21 protein-coding genes and 1 pseudogene are annotated in these 19,425 nt (G+C 66.7%); all 22 read left to right on the forward strand.

Annotated elements, in window-relative coordinates; all coding sequences use genetic code 11:
• Positions 1–132 precede the first annotated feature (132 nt).
• The 22 genes and pseudogenes from AC5Y4C_RS00285 (at position 133) to nuoK (ending at position 19,424) form a co-directional block, all read left to right on the forward strand.
• The gene (locus AC5Y4C_RS00285; protein ID WP_499907836.1) at positions 133–1,227 is read left to right on the forward strand and encodes a homogentisate 1,2-dioxygenase; all 1,095 of its coding nucleotides are present in this window, start codon (positions 133–135) and stop codon (positions 1,225–1,227) included.
• Complete coding sequence (locus AC5Y4C_RS00290) at positions 1,224–2,414, forward strand: alpha/beta hydrolase family protein (protein ID WP_499907835.1); 1,191 nt, start codon at positions 1,224–1,226, stop codon at positions 2,412–2,414. The genes AC5Y4C_RS00285 and AC5Y4C_RS00290 overlap by 4 nt, the downstream gene beginning before the upstream one ends.
• Positions 2,411–3,616: a CaiB/BaiF CoA transferase family protein gene (locus AC5Y4C_RS00295; RefSeq protein WP_499907834.1), complete on the forward strand. Its 1,206-nt coding sequence runs from the start codon at positions 2,411–2,413 to the stop codon at positions 3,614–3,616. Before AC5Y4C_RS00290 ends, AC5Y4C_RS00295 begins: the two co-directional genes overlap by 4 nt.
• Entirely contained in the window at positions 3,613–4,524 is a 912-nt protein-coding gene (locus AC5Y4C_RS00300; RefSeq protein ID WP_499948089.1) for a hydroxymethylglutaryl-CoA lyase, read from the forward strand. Before AC5Y4C_RS00295 ends, AC5Y4C_RS00300 begins: the two co-directional genes overlap by 4 nt.
• Positions 4,525–4,526: 2 nt before the next feature.
• The gene (locus AC5Y4C_RS00305) at positions 4,527–5,135 is read left to right on the forward strand and encodes a TetR/AcrR family transcriptional regulator (protein WP_499948442.1); all 609 of its coding nucleotides are present in this window, start codon (positions 4,527–4,529) and stop codon (positions 5,133–5,135) included.
• Positions 5,136–5,183: 48 nt separating this feature from the next.
• Positions 5,184–6,425 carry an acyl-CoA dehydrogenase family protein gene (locus tag AC5Y4C_RS00310; RefSeq protein WP_499907832.1) on the forward strand — a complete coding sequence of 414 codons (1,242 nt, stop codon included), beginning with the start codon at positions 5,184–5,186 and terminating at the stop codon, positions 6,423–6,425.
• A gap of 46 nt (positions 6,426–6,471) precedes the next feature.
• On the forward strand, positions 6,472–7,416 hold the full coding sequence (locus AC5Y4C_RS00315; RefSeq protein ID WP_499962301.1) for a phosphotransferase family protein: 945 nt from the start codon (positions 6,472–6,474) through the stop codon (positions 7,414–7,416).
• Positions 7,413–7,718, forward strand: a pseudogene (locus AC5Y4C_RS00320) (DUF6285 domain-containing protein); the annotation flags it as partial. The gene AC5Y4C_RS00315 and the pseudogene AC5Y4C_RS00320, both read left to right, overlap by 4 nt.
• Positions 7,719–7,730: 12 nt before the next feature.
• The gene (locus tag AC5Y4C_RS00325) at positions 7,731–8,096 is read left to right on the forward strand and encodes a nuclear transport factor 2 family protein (protein ID WP_499962373.1); all 366 of its coding nucleotides are present in this window, start codon (positions 7,731–7,733) and stop codon (positions 8,094–8,096) included.
• A 9-nt stretch (positions 8,097–8,105) separates the two neighbouring features.
• Complete coding sequence (locus AC5Y4C_RS00330; protein WP_499962300.1) at positions 8,106–8,642, forward strand: YceI family protein; 537 nt, start codon at positions 8,106–8,108, stop codon at positions 8,640–8,642.
• Positions 8,643–8,652: 10 nt separating this feature from the next.
• On the forward strand, positions 8,653–9,048 hold the full coding sequence (locus AC5Y4C_RS00335; RefSeq protein ID WP_499907829.1) for an Rv3143 family two-component system response regulator: 396 nt from the start codon (positions 8,653–8,655) through the stop codon (positions 9,046–9,048).
• A gap of 113 nt (positions 9,049–9,161) precedes the next feature.
• Complete coding sequence (locus tag AC5Y4C_RS00340) at positions 9,162–9,539, forward strand: NADH-quinone oxidoreductase subunit A (protein ID WP_499907828.1); 378 nt, start codon at positions 9,162–9,164, stop codon at positions 9,537–9,539.
• A 9-nt stretch (positions 9,540–9,548) separates the two neighbouring features.
• Positions 9,549–10,115 carry a NuoB/complex I 20 kDa subunit family protein gene (locus tag AC5Y4C_RS00345; protein ID WP_499907827.1) on the forward strand — a complete coding sequence of 189 codons (567 nt, stop codon included), beginning with the start codon at positions 9,549–9,551 and terminating at the stop codon, positions 10,113–10,115.
• Positions 10,112–10,825 carry an NADH-quinone oxidoreductase subunit C gene (locus AC5Y4C_RS00350; RefSeq protein WP_499907826.1) on the forward strand — a complete coding sequence of 238 codons (714 nt, stop codon included), beginning with the start codon at positions 10,112–10,114 and terminating at the stop codon, positions 10,823–10,825. The genes AC5Y4C_RS00345 and AC5Y4C_RS00350 overlap by 4 nt, the downstream gene beginning before the upstream one ends.
• Positions 10,825–12,117, forward strand: a complete 1,293-nt coding sequence (gene nuoD, locus AC5Y4C_RS00355) for an NADH dehydrogenase (quinone) subunit D (RefSeq protein ID WP_499907825.1) — start codon at positions 10,825–10,827, stop codon at positions 12,115–12,117. Before AC5Y4C_RS00350 ends, nuoD begins: the two co-directional genes overlap by 1 nt.
• On the forward strand, positions 12,114–12,833 hold the full coding sequence (nuoE, locus tag AC5Y4C_RS00360) for an NADH-quinone oxidoreductase subunit NuoE (protein WP_499907824.1): 720 nt from the start codon (positions 12,114–12,116) through the stop codon (positions 12,831–12,833). The genes nuoD and nuoE overlap by 4 nt, the downstream gene beginning before the upstream one ends.
• Position 12,834: 1 nt before the next feature.
• Positions 12,835–14,163 (forward strand): NADH-quinone oxidoreductase subunit NuoF, encoded by a 1,329-nt coding sequence (gene nuoF, locus AC5Y4C_RS00365; protein WP_499962297.1) that lies wholly within the window; start codon positions 12,835–12,837, stop codon positions 14,161–14,163.
• An 88-nt stretch (positions 14,164–14,251) separates the two neighbouring features.
• Complete coding sequence (locus AC5Y4C_RS00370) at positions 14,252–16,645, forward strand: NADH-quinone oxidoreductase subunit G (protein ID WP_499962295.1); 2,394 nt, start codon at positions 14,252–14,254, stop codon at positions 16,643–16,645.
• Positions 16,642–17,853, forward strand: coding sequence for an NADH-quinone oxidoreductase subunit NuoH (gene nuoH / locus AC5Y4C_RS00375; protein WP_499907821.1), 1,212 nt, complete (start codon positions 16,642–16,644; stop codon positions 17,851–17,853). Before AC5Y4C_RS00370 ends, nuoH begins: the two co-directional genes overlap by 4 nt.
• Complete coding sequence (nuoI, locus tag AC5Y4C_RS00380) at positions 17,846–18,373, forward strand: NADH-quinone oxidoreductase subunit NuoI (protein ID WP_499907820.1); 528 nt, start codon at positions 17,846–17,848, stop codon at positions 18,371–18,373. The genes nuoH and nuoI overlap by 8 nt, the downstream gene beginning before the upstream one ends.
• Positions 18,370–19,128, forward strand: coding sequence for an NADH-quinone oxidoreductase subunit J (locus AC5Y4C_RS00385; RefSeq protein WP_499962293.1), 759 nt, complete (start codon positions 18,370–18,372; stop codon positions 19,126–19,128). Before nuoI ends, AC5Y4C_RS00385 begins: the two co-directional genes overlap by 4 nt.
• Positions 19,125–19,424: an NADH-quinone oxidoreductase subunit NuoK gene (gene nuoK, locus AC5Y4C_RS00390; protein WP_499907818.1), complete on the forward strand. Its 300-nt coding sequence runs from the start codon at positions 19,125–19,127 to the stop codon at positions 19,422–19,424. Before AC5Y4C_RS00385 ends, nuoK begins: the two co-directional genes overlap by 4 nt.
• Position 19,425: the final 1 nt, after the last annotated feature.

Here is a 19,425-nt window from a genome sequence, read left to right on the forward strand (position 1 = left end):
GGCCCGTCCTGTGCCGACAGTGCACTGCGCTTCGCGACACGCCGCCCGGAATGCGTCGAGACCTTGTGGCGGGCGGTAACGAAAAGTAAAGTCACTTTTAGTTTTGGTCCCGGCGATCCGAGGGAGCCGACGATGGAGTCGTTCGTCCACCTGCGCAAAGGCACCACGCCACGGCGCCTGCACGCAGACCTCGACGGGCTCAAGGACGACGAGCTGGGCCGCGGCGGGTTCACCGGCCGCACCGCGAACATGTACCGACGGCACGACCCCACCGCGTACCGCAGCGTGGGTCCGTTGCGGCCGGTCGACGTGCTTTCGACAGAGCTCAAGCCCAGCGACGCGACTGATGCCGCCGGCGGCCCGCTGCTGCTGTTCTCCAACCCCGATTGCCGGGTGTCGTTGAGCCGTCGCACCGAGGAGATGCCGTACTTCGTCCGCCACATCGACGGCGACCTTCTGTCGTTCGTGCACCGCGGCTCCGGGCTGCTGGAGACAGAGTTCGGCCCGATGCCCTACCGCGAGGGCGACTGGATCTATCTTCCGAAGGCGACGACGTGGCGTCAGGTGCCCGACGCTGAGACGACACTGCTGATGATCGAGGCCACCGACGAGTTCCGGGTGCCGTCGCCCGGTTACCTCGGCCGGCACTTCCCGTTCGACCCGTCACAGGTCACCATCCCCGACCCGGCACCGCTCGACGATGATGGCCGCGACCAGTACGAAGTCCGGCTCGTGCACGATGGCGGCCCGACTTTGCTTTATTATCAACACAATCCGCTCGATGTCGTCGGGTGGCGCGGTGACAACTTTCCGTTCACGTTCAACATCGCCGACTACAACGTCGTCACCTCCGACAGCGTGCACCTGCCGCCGACCGTGCACCTGTTCATGCAAGCCACCGGCGTCTACGTGATGAACTTCCTGCCCAAGCCGGCCGAAAGCGTGCCGGGCACCGAGCGCACGCCGTGGTATCACCGCAACGTCGACTACGACGAAATCGCGTTCTTCCACGGCGGTGCGCTGTACGGCATCCCGATGCCGCCTGGCCTGATATCGCACGCGCCGCAGGGCGTCCACCACGGCGCACCGGAGAAGGCGCGAGAGCGGGCCCGGCGCAAATTCGACGACTTCGACCGCGTCGACTGGCAGGTCATCGCGATCGACACCCGCCGGCGTCTCACGCCATCCGACGAGGTGCTCGCACACGACCTCGGGCAGCACTCGTGACCACGTCCGTCAAGCACGACTACGACCGCATCCCGTATCTCGTTGCGTATCACAATGATTCGGGGGTGCGCGACGTCTACGGCGGCGTCGCCGAGCTCGTGGTGCTGGAAAGCTACCTGCTGCGGCCGAAGACCAAGCAGTCCGATACCGTGCTCGTCTTCATGCATCCGATCGGCGGGGGCGCCTACCTGCCGATGATCAACGCGCTCGCCCGCGCGGGCCATCACGTCATCTACTGCAACAGCCGGTTCCGGGGCACCGACTCCGCGCTGCTGATGGAGAAGGTGGTCCAGGATCTCGGCGAAGCCGTCAAGGATGCCAAGAACCGGCTCGGCTACTCGAAGGTGGTCCTTGCGGGCTGGAGCGGCGGCGGCTCGTTGTCGGTGTTCTATCAGCAGCAAGCTCAGCACCCGACGGTGACGGCCAGCCCCTCGGGCGACGGGCCCGACCTGACCAAGCTCGGGTTGATTCCCGCCGACGGGTTGATGTTGTTGGCCGCGCACGTCAGCCGCCACGGCACGCTGACCGAATGGCTCGACGCGTCGATCCTCGACGAGTCCGACCCCACCGAACGCGATCCCGAACTGGACCTGTACCACCCCGACAACCCAAATCAGCCGCCCTACACCCAGGAGTTCCTCGCCCGGTACCGGCAGGCGCAGATCGACCGCAATCGCCGAATCACGAAGTGGGTCAAGGGGAAACTGGCCGAGCTGAAGGCATCAGGTCGGCCCGACGACGAGTTCGCGTTCGTCGTCCACGGCACCATGGCCGACCCACGCTGGCTGGACCCGACGGTGGACCCGAACGAGCGCACGCCAGGCACCTGTTATCTGGGTGATCCGCAGTGGGTCAACAACTCCCCCGTCGGGCTGGCACGGTTCTGCACGCTGCGCAGCTGGCTGTCGCAATGGAGCTATGACGACGCGAACGGTGACGCCGTCAAATGCGGGCCGGACATTGCCGTTCCGACATTGGTGATCGGCAACCTCGCCGACGATGCCTGCACACCCAGCCACACCCACCGGCTCTTCGAAGCCATCGGCCACCCGGATAAGGAAATGCACGAGATTCCCGGTGCCAACCACTACTACGCGGGGCCCGACCAACGGGACACGCTGCGCAAGGCCGTCGGCATTTGCACTGATTGGCTTACTCGGCACGGCTTCTCGCTGGAGGTGGCATGAGCGTCGCCGGTCCGCTCGACGGCATTCGGGTGGTCGAGGTCGGCACGCTGATCTCGGGCCCGTTCGCCGGCCGGCTGCTTGGCGACCTCGGCGCCGAGGTGATCAAGATCGAGCCGCCGGGCCAGCCCGATCCGCTGCGTACGTGGGGGCAGGCCGAGTTGAACGGGCACCACTTCTTCTGGACGGTGCACGCGCGCAACAAGAAGGCGGTGACGCTGAACCTGCGTGGCGCCGCCGGCCGGGAGCTCTTCCTCGACCTCGTCGAGCGCTCCGACATCGTCGTCGAGAACTTTCGCCCCGGCACATTGGAGAAGTGGGAGCTCGGCTATGAGGCTCTGCGCGAACGCAACCGAGGCATCATCCTGGTGCGCGTCTCCGGCTACGGCCAGACCGGGCCCGAGGCGCACAAGGCCGGGTACGCGTCGGTCGCCGAGGCGGTGAGCGGGCTGCGGTACATGAACGGATTCCCCGGCGGCCCGCCGCCGCGGCTCGCGCTGTCGTTGGGTGACAGCTTGGCCGGCATGTTCGCCGTGCAAGGCGCCCTCGCGGCGCTGTACCGGCGAACCGTCACCGGTGAGGGACAGGTCGTCGACGCGGCGCTGACCGAATCCTGTTTGGCGATACAGGAATCCACCATTCCCGACTACGACGTCGGTGGGATAGTGCGCGGACCTTCGGGCACCCGGTTGGAGGGCATCGCCCCGTCGAACATCTACCGCACGGCCGACGGCAGCTGGGTGGTGATCGCAGCCAATCAGGACACCGTGTTCCGGCGGCTGTGCGCAGCGATGGGCCGACCGGAGCTGGCTACCGACGACCGGTTCGCCGATCACGTTGCGCGTGGCCGCAATCAGGACGAGCTGGACAAGATCATCGCCGCATGGGCCGCCGAGCGTCAGCCCGACGACATCATCTCGACGCTGTCAGATGCAGGAGTGATCAGCGGGCCGATCAACACGGTGGCCGAGGTTGTCGAGGATCCTCAGCTGCGTGCCCGCGGGATGATCGTCGAGCATTGGGACGAACGGGTGGAGCGGACGGTGCTCGGCCCCGGTGTGGTCCCCGTGCTGTCTGACACACCGGGCACCATCCGCAACGCCGGGCCCGCACGTCCCGGACAGCACAACGAGGACGTCTACATCGGACTGCTCGGCAAGACCGCCGACGACCTCGAAGCGCTGCACGCCGAGGGAGTGATATGAGCGAGCTACCCAGCCACGTCACGATTCGCGAGGTGTCGCTGCGCGACGGGCTACAGATCGAAGAGCCGATTCCGTTGAGCGCCAAGCTGGAACTGCTCGACGCCGTGGTGGCCACCGGCGTGCGGGAAGTCGAGGCGACTGCGTTCGTATCGCCGTCGAAGGTGCCGGCGCTGGCCGACGCCGCCGAGCTGGCCGCCGAATTGGACCGGTACCGGGACTCGGCGGGCGTCGAGTTCTCCGCGCTGGTGGCGAGTCCGAACGGGGCGAAACGCGCGGTGGCCGCGGGGCTTCGGTCGATCGAGTACGTGGTGTCGGCGTCCGACGGGCACAGCCGTGCCAACGTCGGCCGGCTCAGCGCCGAAGCGACCGCCGCCATCTCCGACATCGTCTCCGTCGCGCACGACAGTGGGGCGTCGGTGGAAGTGATCGTCGCCTGCGCATGGGACTGCCCGTTCGACGGCCCCACTCCCCCGCGCCGCGTGCTCGACATCGTCGAGAAGGCATGCGACGACGGAGTCGACCGCCTGGCGCTGGCCGACACGATCGGCACCACCACGCCGCGCCGCACCGCCGACCTGTTCGCCGACGTACGTGCCGTCCTCGGCGACATTCCGCTCGGCGCGCACTTCCACAACACCCGCGGCGCGGGGCTCGCCAGCGCATACGCGGCGGTGCAAGCCGGTGTCACTCGTCTCGACGCCTCGGTCGGCGGGCTGGGCGGATGCCCGTTCGCGCCGGGCGCCAGCGGCAACATCGCCACCGAGGACCTTGTGTACTTGTTGCGCGACAGCGGAATTTCCGTGGACGTCGACCTCCTGGCCGCGATCGCCGCGGCGCGCGTCGCTTCACGTGTGGTCGGCCATGAGTTGCCGAGCGCGCTGTTGCGGGCCGGTGACCGGCTGCTGTGACGATGGCTGTCCAGACGCTGAGCTCGAAAGGGCGCCAGACGCGGGAGGCCCTGGCGCAGGCAGCGCGAAAGTTGTTCGCGGAGCGCGGCTTTCACGGGACTACGCTGGCTGACATCACGTCGGCGGCGGGGAAGTCGCCCGCGGTGTTCTACCGCTATTTCGACGACAAGGAAGACCTGCTGGCCGCTCTGGCGGAGTCTTTTCTACACGACGTGGTGCAGCCGTCGGGATTGTCCGTCTCGTTGCCGGAATCTCCGGACGACACCGAGTTCTTCACCACGGTCGTCACCGGCTACTGGAACATGTTCAAGCAGAACATCGGAATCATGATCGCGGTTGCCCAACTGGCCGCTACTCAGCAGCGGTTTGCCCACGTGCAGAACGAATTCCGCCGCTTCGGCATGGAGATCGTCGCCGCCTCCGTTCTGCGGGCGCAAGAACAGGGTTACGGTCGCGAGTTGAACGCGCAGTACGTCGCCGCAGCGATCGCGCTGCTGTTCGAGAACTTCACGACGGTGTTCGTCGCGTCGTCGGGTCTGGGGCAGATCAGCGACGCGGACGCGATCGCAACCCTGTCGACGATCTGGAAGAAGACGCTGTATGGCTTCTAGGCCGGCGGATCCGTCAACGACCGTAGTCTCGGCGCGAAAGGGGACATAGTGGATTTTGCTCTGCCCGAGCATCTTCCGGGGGTGCTCGACGAGATCGACGCGTTCATCGAGCGTGAAATCAAGCCGCTCGAGCGTGAGCACATGCAGTACTTCGACCAGCGCCGCGAATACGCCCGCACCGACTGGGAAAACGGCGGCATCCCGGCGCGGGCCTGGGAGGATCTGCTCGGCGAGATGCGACGGCGCGCCGATAAGGCCGGGTGGCTGCGCTACGGATTGCCGTCGTCGCTGGGTGGTCGTGACGGCAGCAACCTCGACATGGCGGTCATCCGAGAACATCTGGCGGCCAAGGGCCTTGGGCTGCACAACGACCTGCAGGACGAGTCGTCGATCGTCGGCAACTTCCCACAAGTGATCATGATGGAGCGGTTCGGCACCGACACGCAGCGCAAGCAGTGGTCGGAGGCGCTGATCACCGGCGAGCGCAGCTTCGCGTTCGGGCTCACCGAACCGGGACACGGCTCAGACGCCACCTGGCTGGAAACCCGGGCCGAACGCAGCGGCGACGGCTGGGTCATCAACGGCGCCAAGCGGTTCAACACCGGGGTGCACCGGGCGACACACGACCTGGTGTTCGCTCGCACATCGGGTGAACCAGGGCAGGCGGTGGGCATCACCGCGTTTCTCGTGCCGTGCGATGCGCCGGGCTTCGAGGTGCCGTACTACTGGTGGACGTTCAACATGCCGTCCGACCACGGCGAGGTCGAGCTGCATGACGTCCACGTCCCCGACGACGCGGTGCTCGGCGAGGTCGACCGCGGACTGGAGGTGGCGCAGACCTTCCTGCACGAGAACAGGATTCGCCAAGCCGCCAGCAGTCTGGGCGCTGCGCACTTCTGCATCGACCGGGCCGTCGAGTACGCCAAAGAACGCATGGTGTTCGGCAAGCCGCTGTCGGTGAACCAGGCGGTGCAGTGGCCCCTGGTCGAGTTGGCCACCGAGGCGCAGATGGTGCGGCTGCTGGTGTACTACGCGGCCTGGCACCTGGACCGCAATCACCATCTCGAGGTGTCGGACAAGGTGTCGATGGCCAACTACCGCGCGAACCGGCTGGTGTGCGAGGCCGCCGACCGGGCCATGCAGGTGTTCGGCGGTGTCGGCTACACCAGACACCAGCCGTTCGAGCACATCTATCGGCATCATCGCCGCTACCGCATCACCGAGGGATCCGAGGAAATCCAGATCCGCCGGGTGGCGCAGCGGCTGTTCAAGTTCGGCAAGCGCTCGTGACGCCGAGTGTGCGAATTCGTACCTGCAACTCGGCGGCGGGTCGCGTATGAAACCGCACACTCACGGGGTCGCTGACTGGTTGTCGGCCGTCCTCGAGCCAGTGCTCGGCGAGCCCGTCGTCGTCAGCAATCTGCGCGCGTTGACCGGCGGCGCCAGCCGGTCCACCTGGGCGTTCGAGGCCAACGGCCGGCGACTGATCCTGCGAACCGGTCCGCCGGACCATGTGCACGTCTCGATGGACACCGAAGCCCGGGTGCAACGGCTGGCCGCCGCGCAGGGCGCGCCGGTGCCGCACGTGCTGGTCGCCGACGCGACGTCGCTGGTCTGCGACTTCATCGACGGGGAGACGATCGCGCCGCGAATCCTGCGAAAGCTCGACGACGCCGCCCGATCACGGCTGCTGGAGCAATGCGCGCACGCGCTGGCCGCGATCCACCGCGTCGACCCGGCCAGCGTCGAGCTGCGCCGCGACGACCAGATGGCGCTGTGGCGGGCCCAGCTCGACGAGATGGGCGACACCACCGCCACTTTCGAGTGGACGCTGCGCTGGCTTTCCGCCAACCGCCCGCCGCCCTCGCCGCCGGTGATGGTGCACGGTGACTTCCGCATGGGCAACGTGATCGTCGACGACGACGGGCTGGCAGCGGTGCTCGACTGGGAGCTGGTCCACATCGGCGAAATCTATGAAGACCTCGCCTGGTTCTGCATTCGCGCCTGGCGGTTCGGAGCACCGCAGAGCCGCGCTGCCGGCGGCCTGGGCAGCGTGGAACGGTTCCTTTCCGCCTACGAGCGGGCGGGCGGGACTACCGTCGACCGCGTGGCGATGCGCTGGTGGCTGATCCGGGCCACGCTGTCGTGGGGCATCATCTGCCGATATCAGGCCGAGCGGCACCTGTCCGGGCAGACCCGGTCGGTCGAGCTGGCCGCGATCGGCCGGCGGGTCTGCGAAACCGAGTGGGATCTGCTCGACTTGTTGGAGGCCACGGCATGAGCAGTGGCGCGACCACCCCGTTCGGCCGACCGACCGCGCCCGAGCTTCTCGCCGCGGTCGCCGATTTTCTCGACACCGACGTACGACGCGCAACCGACGGACCGGTCAACTTCCACGCCCGCGTCGCGGCGAACGTGGTGCGGATCGTCGAACGTGAACTCGGCAACGAAATCACTGGTGTCGACGAGCAGCAGCTCATCGACGCGATTCGCGCCGGTGAGTTCGACGAGCGGCCCGACGAGGTCGTCGCCGCTCTGCGCACCCTGGTCTTCAACCGGCTCGAGGTAGCCCACCCCGGTTACCCGCTCGCTTCGGTGGCCGACCGGTTGTTCTCGGCGATCGAGGCCGGCGACGTCGACGCGGTCGCGGCGCTGTGGTCCGACGACGTGACCGTATGGCATGCCGGCGACACCAGCCGCAGCGACAAGAAGCGCGGCGTGCGGGTGATCGACTGGTTCGTGGCCGCCACCGCCGAGCGGCATTACGACGTGCTCGACCGCCAGTTCTTCCCGGGCGGTTTCGTGCAGCAGCACGTGCTGCACGGCACCACACGCGCCGGCGCGCCCTACTCGCTGCGCGTCGGCATCATCTTCCGGGTCGGCCGCGACGGGCTGATCACCCGCATCGACGAGTACTTCGACCCGGCGGACCTTGCGCCGCTGCTGAACGAATCCGGGTAGGGAGGCGAAATGTCAACTGTCACAGAGCTATTGACGAGCCCAAAGGCCGTCGGCAGCTGGGAGCTCGACCAGAGCAGGTCGTCGTTCTCGTTCACGAACAAGACCCTCTGGGGTCTGGCCAAGGTCAACGGCAGGTTCACCGACTTCAGCGGCGAAGGCCGCGTCGACGCCGACGGAAACGTCTCCGGCCGGGTCACGATCAAGGCCGCGTCCGTCGTCACCGGAATCAAACGACGCGACAACCACCTGCGCTCGGCCGACTTCTTCGACGCCGAGCACCACCCGGACATCACCGTCACCGTCAGCGGTGTCGACCCCGCCGGCGACGACCAATTCGACGTACACGCGGAGCTGTCGATTCGCGGCAACACCGTCGCGCTTCCGCTGCGGGTGCGAGCTGAGCGCCTCGACGACGGCGCCGTCCGGCTGAGGACCACCACCACGGTCGAGCGAACGCAGCTCGGTGTCAGCGGCAACATGCTCGGCATGATGCCCGATACCACCACGCTGTCGGCTGACGCGGTGTTCCGGAGCGCCGGAAGCTAGCATCCCCGTCGTGCCACTCGACTCGAATGCTCGCGTCCGCGTCTTGGTCTACAGCGACGACGCCAATGTGCGCGAACAGGTCAAGCTTGCGCTGGGCAAGCGCATCCACCCGGAGCTGCCGGAGTTGACCTACGTCGACGTGGCGACCGGTCCGATGGTCATCCGCCACATCGAAAACGGCGACATCGACCTGGCCATTCTCGACGGCGAAGCCACCCCGACTGGCGGAATGGGCATTGCCAAGCAGCTCAAAGACGAGGTCGACAATTGTCCGCCGATCGTTGTGCTGACCGGACGCCGCGACGACGCCTGGCTGGCCAAGTGGTCGCGCGCCGAGGCGGCGGTGCCACTGCCTATCGATCCCATTCAGCTGGCCGACGCGGTCGTGGGACTGCTCCGGGCCTGACGCTCTTACCCCTACTCGGCGGCCCCGCTGGCGCATGTTTAGGCTGTGGGGGAGGTCACTGACGGGCTCACAATCGGGCTACGTCACATGGCTGCGACGCATCAGGGAGCGAGTTGAACGTCTACGTCCCGATCTTGGTGTTGGGAGGGATCGCCGCCGCGTTCGCGGTGTTCTCGGTCTTCGTTGCGGTGCTGGCGGGGCCGCGCCGCTTCAACCGGGCCAAGTTGGCCGCTTACGAGTGCGGGATCGAGCCGACTCAGAAGTCGGTCAGCGGCCCGAATGCCGCGCCGGGTCAGCGGTTCCCGATCAAGTACTACCTGACCGCGATGCTGTTCATCATCTTCGACATCGAGATCGTGTTCTTGTACCCGTGGGCGGTGTCGTTCGACGCGCTGGGGGTGTTCGCGTTGGTGGAGATGGCGCTGTTCATGGCCACAGTGTTCGTGGCGTACGCCTACGTGTGGCGGCGCGGCGGGCTGACTTGGGAATAGGGGTCGTCGGTGGGTCTTGAAGAAAAGCTTCCCGGCGGAATTCTGCTGTCCACGGTGGAGAAGGTCGCCGGCTACGTGCGAGCCGGGTCGTTGTGGCCGGCGACGTTCGGGCTGGCGTGCTGCGCGATCGAGATGATGGCCACGGCCGGCCCGCGTTTCGACATCGCCAGATTCGGCATGGAGCGGTTCTCGGCCACACCGCGGCAGGCGGATCTGATGATCGTGGCCGGGCGGGTGAGCCAGAAGATGGCCCCGGTGCTGCGGCAGGTCTACGACCAGATGGCCGAGCCGAAATGGGTGCTGGCGATGGGGGTGTGCGCGTCGTCGGGCGGAATGTTCAACAACTACGCGATCGTCCAGGGCGTCGATCACGTGGTGCCGGTGGACATCTACCTCCCCGGCTGCCCGCCGCGCCCCGAGATGCTGTTGCACGCAATTCTCAAGCTGCACGCCAAGATCCAAGAGATGCCGCTGGGCGTACACCGCGAGGAAGCCATTCGCGAGGCAGAGGCCGCCGCACTGGCAGCAGCCAACCCGGCGCCCACCATGCTGCAGATCGGCGGGCTGCGCCGATGACCGACACCACGCCGACGCACACGTCCTCGGACGGTCCGCCGTTGACGTCGGGTGACCGTGAGGTCATCGAGGTGCGCCGGGGCATGTTCGGCATCAAAGGCACTGGCGACACGTCCGGGTATGGGCGGCTGGTGCGCGAGGTGGCGCTGCCGGGCAGCTCGCCGCGGCCCTACGGTGGCTACTTCGACGAGGTGGTCGACGCGCTGATCGAGGCGCTGGGCGACGAGACCTTCACCGCGGCCGTGGAGCGCGTTGTCGTGTATCGCAACGAGTTGACGCTGCACGTGCGCCGCGACCATCTGGTGGCGGTGGCGCAGACCCTGCGTGACGACCCCGCACTGCGCTTCGAGATGTGTCTGGGGGTATCCGGCGTGCACTATCCCGAGGAAGCCGGCCGTGAGTTGCATGCGGTGTATCCGCTGATGTCGATCACCCATGGCCGCAGGATCCGGGTGGAAGTGGCCGTGCCCGACGCGAATCCCCACGTGCCGTCGCTGTTTTCGGTGTATCCGACCACCGACTGGCACGAACGGGAGACCTACGACTTCTTCGGGATCATCTTCGACGGTCATCCGTCGCTGACCCGCATCGAGATGCCCGACGACTGGGAAGGGCATCCGCAGCGCAAGGACTATCCCCTGGGCGGGGTGCCCGTCGAATACCACGGCGCCGAGATACCCCCTCCCGACGAGAGGAGGGCCTACAACTGATGAGCGACACCGTGGTCATGGTCGGCGGTCAAGACTGGGACGAAGTCGTCGCTGCCGCAAAGGAATCCGCTGCCGGCGAGCGGATCGTGGTCAACATGGGACCGCAGCACCCCTCCACTCACGGGGTGTTGCGGCTGGTGCTCGAGATCGAGGGCGAGACGATCACCGAAGCCCGTTGCGGCATCGGCTATCTGCACACCGGCATCGAGAAGAACCTCGAGTACCGCAACTGGACCCAGGGCGTCACGTTCGTCACCCGGATGGACTATTTGTCGCCGTTCTTCAACGAGACGGCGTACTGCCTGGGTGTGGAGAAGCTGCTCGGCATCACGGACGAGATCCCGGAACGCGCCAGCGTGATTCGGGTGATGCTGATGGAACTCAACCGCATCTCGTCGCATCTGGTTGCGCTGGCCACGGGCGGTATGGAGCTGGGCGCGATGTCGGCGATGTTCTACGGGTTCCGCGAACGCGAAGAAATACTGAAGGTGTTCGAGCTGATCACCGGCCTGCGAATGAACCATGCATTCATCCGGCCCGGCGGCTTGGCCGCGGACCTTCCCGACGATGCGATGCCCGCGCTGCGCAACCTGGTCAAATTGCTGCCAAAACGGTTGCGCGACATGGAGAATCTGCTCAAGGAGAACTACATCTGGAAGGCCCGCTGCCAGGGCGTCGGCTACCTCGACCTGACCGGGTGCATCGCACTGGGGATCACCGGGCCGGTGTTGCGTTCCACCGGGCTGCCGCACGACCTGCGTCGTTCCGACCCCTACTGCGGTTACGAGAACTACGAATTCGACGTGATCACCGACGACGGGTGTGATGCGTACGGCCGGTTTTTGATCCGCGTCAAGGAGATGACCGAGTCGATCAAGATCGTCGAGCAGTGCCTGGACAAACTCAAGCCAGGGCCAGTGATGATCGGCGACAAGAAGCTCGCGTGGCCCGCGGACCTCGAGCTGGGCCCCGACGGTCTGGGCAACTCCCCCGAGCACATCGCCAAGATCATGGGTAGCTCGATGGAGGCGCTGATCCACCACTTCAAGATCGTCACCGAAGGCATCCGCGTGCCGGCCGGCCAGGTGTACGTCGCGGTCGAATCGCCGCGCGGCGAGTTGGGGGTGCACATGGTTTCCGACGGCGGCACCCGCCCCTATCGCGTGCACTACCGCGACCCGTCGTTCACGAATCTGCAAGCGGTCGCGGCGATGTGCGAGGGTGGCATGGTGGCCGACGCGATATCGGCGGTGGCGTCGATCGACCCGGTCATGGGCGGGGTGGATAGGTGACGGTGTTCGTATCGCTGGGCCCCAAACCTGAAGAGCCGAGCCATCTTCGCGGCCGCGAGAACTACCCCGACGACGTGCGCGAGAGGTTGGCCGCCGACGCGGCGCAGATCATCGCGCGTTATCCGGTGCCGCGCTCAGCGCTGTTGCCGCTGCTGCATCTGGTACAGGCGGAGGACGGCTGCCTCACCCCCGCGGGTGTCGAATTCTGCGCCGGGCAACTGGGTTTGACGGGCGCCGAGGTGACGGCCGTCGCCACGTTCTACTCGATGTACCGGCGCGACCCGACCGGCGACTACCTCGTCGGAGTCTGCACCAACACCCTGTGCGCGATCATGGGCGGTGACGCGATATTCGATGCCGTGCGTGAGCATTTGGACATCGGCAACGACCAGACAACCGGCGACGGCAAGATCACGCTGCAGCACATCGAATGCAACGCGGCCTGCGACTACGCCCCCGTCGTGATGGTCAACTGGGAATTCTTCGACAACCAGACGCCGGAGTCCGCGATCGAACTCGTCGACAAGCTGCGCGCCGGAGAGACCGTCACACCCAGTCGCGGTCTGCCACTGTGCACGTTCCGCGAAACGTCGCGTCTCCTTGCGGGTTTCAGCGACGACCGTCCCGACGACGGTCAGGGCGGCCCAGGCGCGGCGACGCTGGCCGGTCTGCGGGTCGCACACGAGATCGGCGCCGTCGATCGGGAGGACAGCTGAGATGGCCGGCGGCACACCGTTGACCCCTGTGCTGAGCCGATTCTGGGACCACCCCAAGTCCTGGACGCTGGAGACGTATCTCGACAACGACGGGTACAAGGCACTGGCCGCCGCGCTGAAGATGAGCCCGGAGGAAGTGTTGCAGACCGTCAAGGATTCCGGGCTGCGCGGCCGCGGGGGCGCCGGGTTCGGCACCGGCATGAAGTGGGGCTTCATCCCGCAGGATTCGACCGGCGCCGGCGCGAAGCCGCACTACCTGGTGATCAATGCCGACGAGTCGGAACCTGGGACGTGCAAGGACATCCCGCTGATGTTCACGACTCCGCACTTCCTGGTGGAGGGTGCTGTCATCGCCGCGTACGCCATCCGCGCGTCGCATGCGTTCATCTACGTTCGCGGCGAAGTCGTTCCAGCGCTGCGCCGGTTGCGCGCGGCCGTCGCAGAGGCATATCAGGCCGGCTATGTGGGCCGCGACATCCTGGGCTCGGGCTTCGATGTGGAAATCGTCGTGCACGCCGGGGCCGGCGCATACATCTGCGGTGAGGAGACCGCACTGCTCGACTCGCTGGAGGGCCGTCGCGGCCAGCCCCGGCTGCGTCCGCCATTCCCGGCCGTGTCGGGCTTGTACGCGTGCCCGACCGTGGTCAACAACGTCGAATCGATCGCCAGTGTGCCGCCGATCATCCTCAACGGCGTCGACTGGTTCCGCTCGATGGGCAGCGACAAATCGCCTGGCTTCACGCTGTATTCACTGTCCGGGCATGTGACGCGCCCAGGCCAGTACGAGGCGCCGCTGGGCATCACGCTGCGCGAGCTGCTCGACTATGCGGGTGGTGTGCGCGCCGGTCACGAGCTGAAGTTCTGGACGCCGGGCGGCTCGTCGACACCGATCCTCACCGCCGAGCATCTGGACGTGCCACTGGATTACGAGGGCGTGGGCGCCGCGGGCTCGATGCTGGGCACCAAGGCATTGCAGATCTTCGACGAGACCACCTGTGTGGTGCGCGCGGTGCGTCGCTGGACACAGTTCTACGAGCACGAGTCCTGCGGCAAGTGCACGCCGTGCCGCGAGGGCACCTACTGGCTGGCGCAGATCTACGAGCGGCTGGAAACCGGAGCAGGCACCGCGGCCGATATCGAGAAGCTGCTGGACATTTCGGACACCATCTTCGGAAAGTCGTTCTGCGCGTTGGGCGATGGTGCGGCCAGTCCGATCACCTCGTCGATCAAGTACTTCCGTGACGAGTACGTCGCGCACGTTCAGCAGCAGGGGTGTCCGTTCGATCCGCGCGACTCCATGCTCGTCGCGCCGGAAGGGGCAGCGGTATGACGGCCAGCGGGTCGAGAGTGCGTTTTCGCACGGGTCGCACGGCGAGTCGGGTACGAAACGGCACTGTCGCGGCACGAGGGGGATCTCGATGACGGCGACGGCTGACCATGGTGCAGCCACCGAAACCGAAATGGTGACGCTGACCATCGACGACGTCGAGTTGTCAGTTCCCAAGGGAACGTTGGTGATTCGGGCCGCCGAGCTGATCGGCGTGTCGATTCCCCGGTTCTGCGACCATCCCCTCCTCGACCCGGTCGGCGCCTGCCGGCAGTGTTTGGTGGAGGTCGAGGGCCAGCGCAAACCGATGGCGTCGTGTACCACCGTGGCCACCGACGGCATGGTGGTGCGCACCCAGTTCACCTCGGAGGCCGCCGATAAGGCGCAACGCGGGGTGATGGAGCTGTTGCTGATCAACCACCCTCTGGACTGCCCGGTGTGCGACAAGGGCGGCGAGTGCCCGCTGCAGAACCAGGCGATGTCCAACGGCCGCGCCGACTCCCGCTTCGAGGACGTCAAGCGAACGTTCCCCAAACCGATCAACATCAGCAGCCAGGTGCTGCTGGACCGTGAACGCTGCGTACTGTGCGCTCGCTGCACCCGGTTCTCCAACCAGATCGCCGGCGATCCGTTCATCGAGCTGCTCGAGCGCGGCGCACTGCAGCAGGTCGGCATCTACACGAAAGAGCCGTTCGATTCGTATTTCTCGGGTAACACCGTGCAGATCTGCCCGGTCGGCGCGCTGACCGGAACTGCCTACCGGTTCCGCGCCCGCCCGTTCGACCTGGTCTCCAGCCCGAGCGTCTGCGAGCACTGCACCTCGGGTTGCGCTCAGCGCACCGACCACCGCCGCGGTGTGGTGCTGCGCCGGCTGGCCGGTGACGACCCGCACGTCAACGAAGAGTGGAACTGCGACAAGGGCCGCTGGGCGTTCACCTACGCCACCCAGCCGGATCGGATCACCACGCCGCTGATCCGCGGCGAGGACGGCACATTAGCGACGGCGTCGTGGTCCGAAGCGCTGACTGTGGCCGCGAAAGGATTGTCGGCGGCCTACGGCAACGCCGGCGTGCTGGTGGGCGGCCGGGTGTCGCTGGAGGACGCCTACGCATACGGCAAGTTCGCGCGTCTTGTGTTGGGCAGCAACGACATCGACTTCCGGGCCCGGGCGCATTCGGCCGAGGAGGCCGACTTTCTCACCGCACGCGTCGCCGGGCAGCCGATGGCGGTGACGTACGCCGACCTCGAAGCGGCGCCGATTGTGCTGCTCGCCGGGTTCGAGCCGGAAGAGGAATCTCCGATCGTGTTCCTGCGGCTGCGTAAGGCGGCCCGCAAGAACCGCACCAAGGTGTACTCGCTGGCACCGTTCGCCACTCGCGGGCTCACCAAGATGAACGGCACGCTGTTGCCGGCCGCACCCGGTGGTGAGGCGACGGCGCTGGAGGCGCTGCGCACCGGAGAGCTCGGCGAAATCCTCGGCATGCCGGGCGCAGTGATCATGGCCGGCGAACGGCTGGCGGACTGCCCCGGCGCACTGTCCGCCGTCGTGCGCTTGGCCGACGCGACCGGTGCGCGACTGGCGTGGGTGCCGCGACGCGCCGGCGAGCGCGGCGCCGTGGAGGCGGGCGCACTGTTTTCGCTGCTGCCCGGCGGGCGCCCGGTTGCCGATCCCGACGCCCGGGCGGAAGTCAGCTCGGCGTGGAACGTGACGAGCCTGCCCACGGCAGCCGGTCGGGATACACACGGAATCCTCAGCGCCGCAGATTCTTTCGGCGCTCTGGTCATCGGCGGGGTGGAATTGGCCGACCTGCCCGATCCGGTCGCTGCGGCTGCGGCGCTGGACGCTGCGCCGTTCGTGGTCAGCCTGGAGGTGCGGCACAGCGCGGTCACCGAACGCGCTGACGTCGTGTTCCCGGTCGCCCCGGTGGTGGAGAAGGCGGGCACATTCGTCAACTGGGAAGGGCGCCGGCGTCCGTTCGAGCCGTCGCTGCGCCACACCGGCGTGGTCCCCGACGTGCGGGTGCTGCACATGATCGCCGACGAGATGGGGGTGGAATTCGGGCTGCCGCATCCGGCGGCGGCGTACGCCGAGCTGGCCCAGCTTGGGCTCTGGCAAGGCACTCGGCCGCAACCGCCGACCGTTTCCGCCGGCAACGCGCCGCAGCCCGGTGCGGGCGAGGCGGTGCTGGCGAGCTGGCGAATGCTGTTGGACGCCGGGCGGCTGCAGGACGGCGAGCCGTATCTGGCCGGCACCGCACGCCGCCCCGTGGTGCGCCTGTCGGCGGCAACTGCTGCAGAAATCGGGGCATCCGAAGGTGATTCGGTGAGGGTCAGCAACGAGAACGGGTCGATCACGCTGCCGCTGGTCGTCACTGAGATGCCCGACAGGGTGGTCTGGGTGCCGATGAACTCCGCCACCTCAGCGGTGCACCAGAAGTTGCGGACGACAGTGGGTGCGGTGGTGCGCGTCGAGGCGGTGTCATGACCGAGTTCGGGCACGATCCCTGGTGGTTGGTGGTCGGCAAGGCCGTCGCGATCTTCGGCTTCCTGGTGCTGACGGTGCTGGCGGCGATCCTGATCGAGCGGAAAGTGCTGGGCCGCATGCAAATGCGATTCGGGCCGAACCGCGTCGGCCCCTTCGGCTTGCTGCAGAGCCTGGTCGACGGGCTCAAACTCGGGCTCAAGGAAGGGATTATTCCGGCAGGCGTCGACAAGCCGGTCTACCTGCTGGCCCCGGTCATCTCGGTGATCCCGGCTTTCATGGCGTTCGCGGTGATCCCCTTCGGCCCGCAGGTGTCGGTGTTCGGGCACACCACGCCGCTGCAGTTGACCGACTTGCCGGTGGCGGTGCTCTACGTGCTCGCGGTGACCTCGGTGGGCGTGTACGGAATCGTGTTGGCGGGCTGGGCATCCGGCTCGACCTACCCGCTGCTGGGTGGGCTGCGTTCCAGCGCGCAGGTGATCTCCTACGAAATCGCGATGGCGCTGTCGTTTGCGGCCGTGTTCCTGTATTCGGGCACAATGTCGACCTCCGGCATCGTCGCCGCCCAGGACCGGCTGTGGTTCGTGTTCCTGCTGCTGCCATCGTTTCTCATCTACGTCACCAGCATGGTCGGCGAGACCAACCGCGCGCCGTTCGACCTGCCCGAGGCCGAGGGCGAGCTGGTCGGTGGCTTCCACACCGAATACTCGTCGCTGAAGTTCGCGATGTTCATGCTCGCCGAATACGTGAACATGACGACCGTGTCGGCGTTGGCCACCACGCTGTTCCTCGGCGGCTGGCATGCGCCGTGGCCGTTCAACATGATCGACGGCGCCAACAGCGGATGGTGGCCGCTGCTGTGGTTCGTCGGCAAGGTGTGGGGCTTCTTGTTCCTGTTCATCTGGCTGCGCGCCACTCTGCCCAGGCTGCGCTATGACCAGTTCATGGCATTGGGTTGGAAGATCTTGATTCCGATCTCGCTGGTGTGGGTGATGATCGTCGCCACGGTGCGCACGCTGCGCGCCGAGGGATACCACGGCTGGGCGGCGGCGCTGATCGTCGCGAGCGTGCTCGGCGCCGTCGCATTGCTTGCATCGTTCCGAATGGTGTGGCGCCAAAAGACACAACCGATGCCATCGGCCGCTGCGCCGTCGTCGTACAGCGACTTCCCGGTTCCTCCCCTCCCCGAGAAGAAAGCCGCAGATGCCTAAGTTCCTCGACGCGATCGCCGGATTCGGCGTGACGCTGTCCACGATGTTCAAAAAGCCGATCACCGAACAGTATCCGGAGAAACCCGGGCCGGTGGCACCGCGCTATCACGGGCGGCACCAACTCAACCGGTACCCGGACGGGCTGGAGAAGTGCATCGGATGTGAGCTCTGCGCGTGGGCCTGCCCGGCCGATGCCATCTACGTCGAAGGCGCGGACAACACCGAAGAGGAACGCTATTCGCCGGGCGAGCGCTACGGCCGGGTGTATCAGATCAACTATCTGCGCTGCATCGGGTGCGGGCTGTGCATCGAAGCGTGCCCCACCCGGGCGTTGACGATGACCAACGACTACGAGATGGCCGACGACAACCGTGCCGACATGATCTACGGCAAGGACCGACTGCTCGCGCCGCTGCAGCCCGGCATGGTCGCCCCGCCGCATCCGATGGCGCCGGGGGCTACCGACGAGGACTACTACCGCGGCAACATCAAGCCCGCGATCAGTGAGCCGGTGCAATGACCACCGTGCTGGCGGAGGCGCTGACGCACACGGGAACCGGTGAGGCCGTGCTGTTCTGGGTGCTGGGCACGGTCGCGGTGATCGGTGCCGTCGGGATGGTGACGGCGTCCAAGGCGGTGTACTCGGCGATCTTTCTGGCGATGACGATGATCGTGCTCGCGGTGTTCTACATCGCGCAGGACGCGTTGTTTCTGGGGGTGGTGCAGGTGGTGGTCTACACCGGCGCGGTGATGATGTTGTTCCTGTTCGTGCTGATGCTGATCGGCGTCGACACCGCGGAGTCCTTGGTGGAAACCATTCGGGGACAACGCATTGCCGCGATGCTTGCCGGGCTGGGCTTCGGCGTTCTGCTGATCGCGGGCCTGGGCGCCGGCACGACGTCGTTCACCGGGCTGGCACAGGCGAATTCGGCCGGCAACGTCCAGGGTTTGGCGGTGCTGATCTTCACGCGGTACCTGTGGGCGTTCGAGGTCACCAGCGCGCTGCTGATCACCGCCGCGATCGGCGCGATGGTGCTGGCGCACCGAGAACGCTTCGACCGCCGCAAGACTCAGCGCGAACTGTCCCAGGAGCGCTTCGCCCGCGGCGCACGCCCGACCCCGCTGCCCGGTCCAGGGGTGTACGCCCGCCACAACGCCGTCGACGTCCCGGCGAAGCTGCCCGACGGCTCCTACGCGGAGGTGTCGGTGCCGAAGGTTCTCACTCCGCGACCAGTCGACGTGCTCGACGGGGCTCCCGAGAGGAACGGCCAGTGAATCCGCTGAACTACCTGTACCTGTCGGCGTTGTTGTTCACGATCGGAGCGGCCGGAGTCTTGTTGCGCCGCAACGCGATCGTGATGTTCATGTGTGTGGAGCTGATGCTCAACGCCGCCAACCTGGCGTTCGTCACGTTCGCCCGGATGCACGGCCACCTCGACGGCCAAGTCGTGGCGTTCTTCACGATGGTGGTGGCGGCCTGTGAAGTGGTCGTCGGGCTGGCCATCATCATGACGATCTTCCGCACCCGCCGCTCCGCCTCGGTCGACGACGCCAACCTGCTGCGGCACTGAC

It is taken from the genome of Mycobacterium sp. NGS35 (assembly GCF_059812855.1).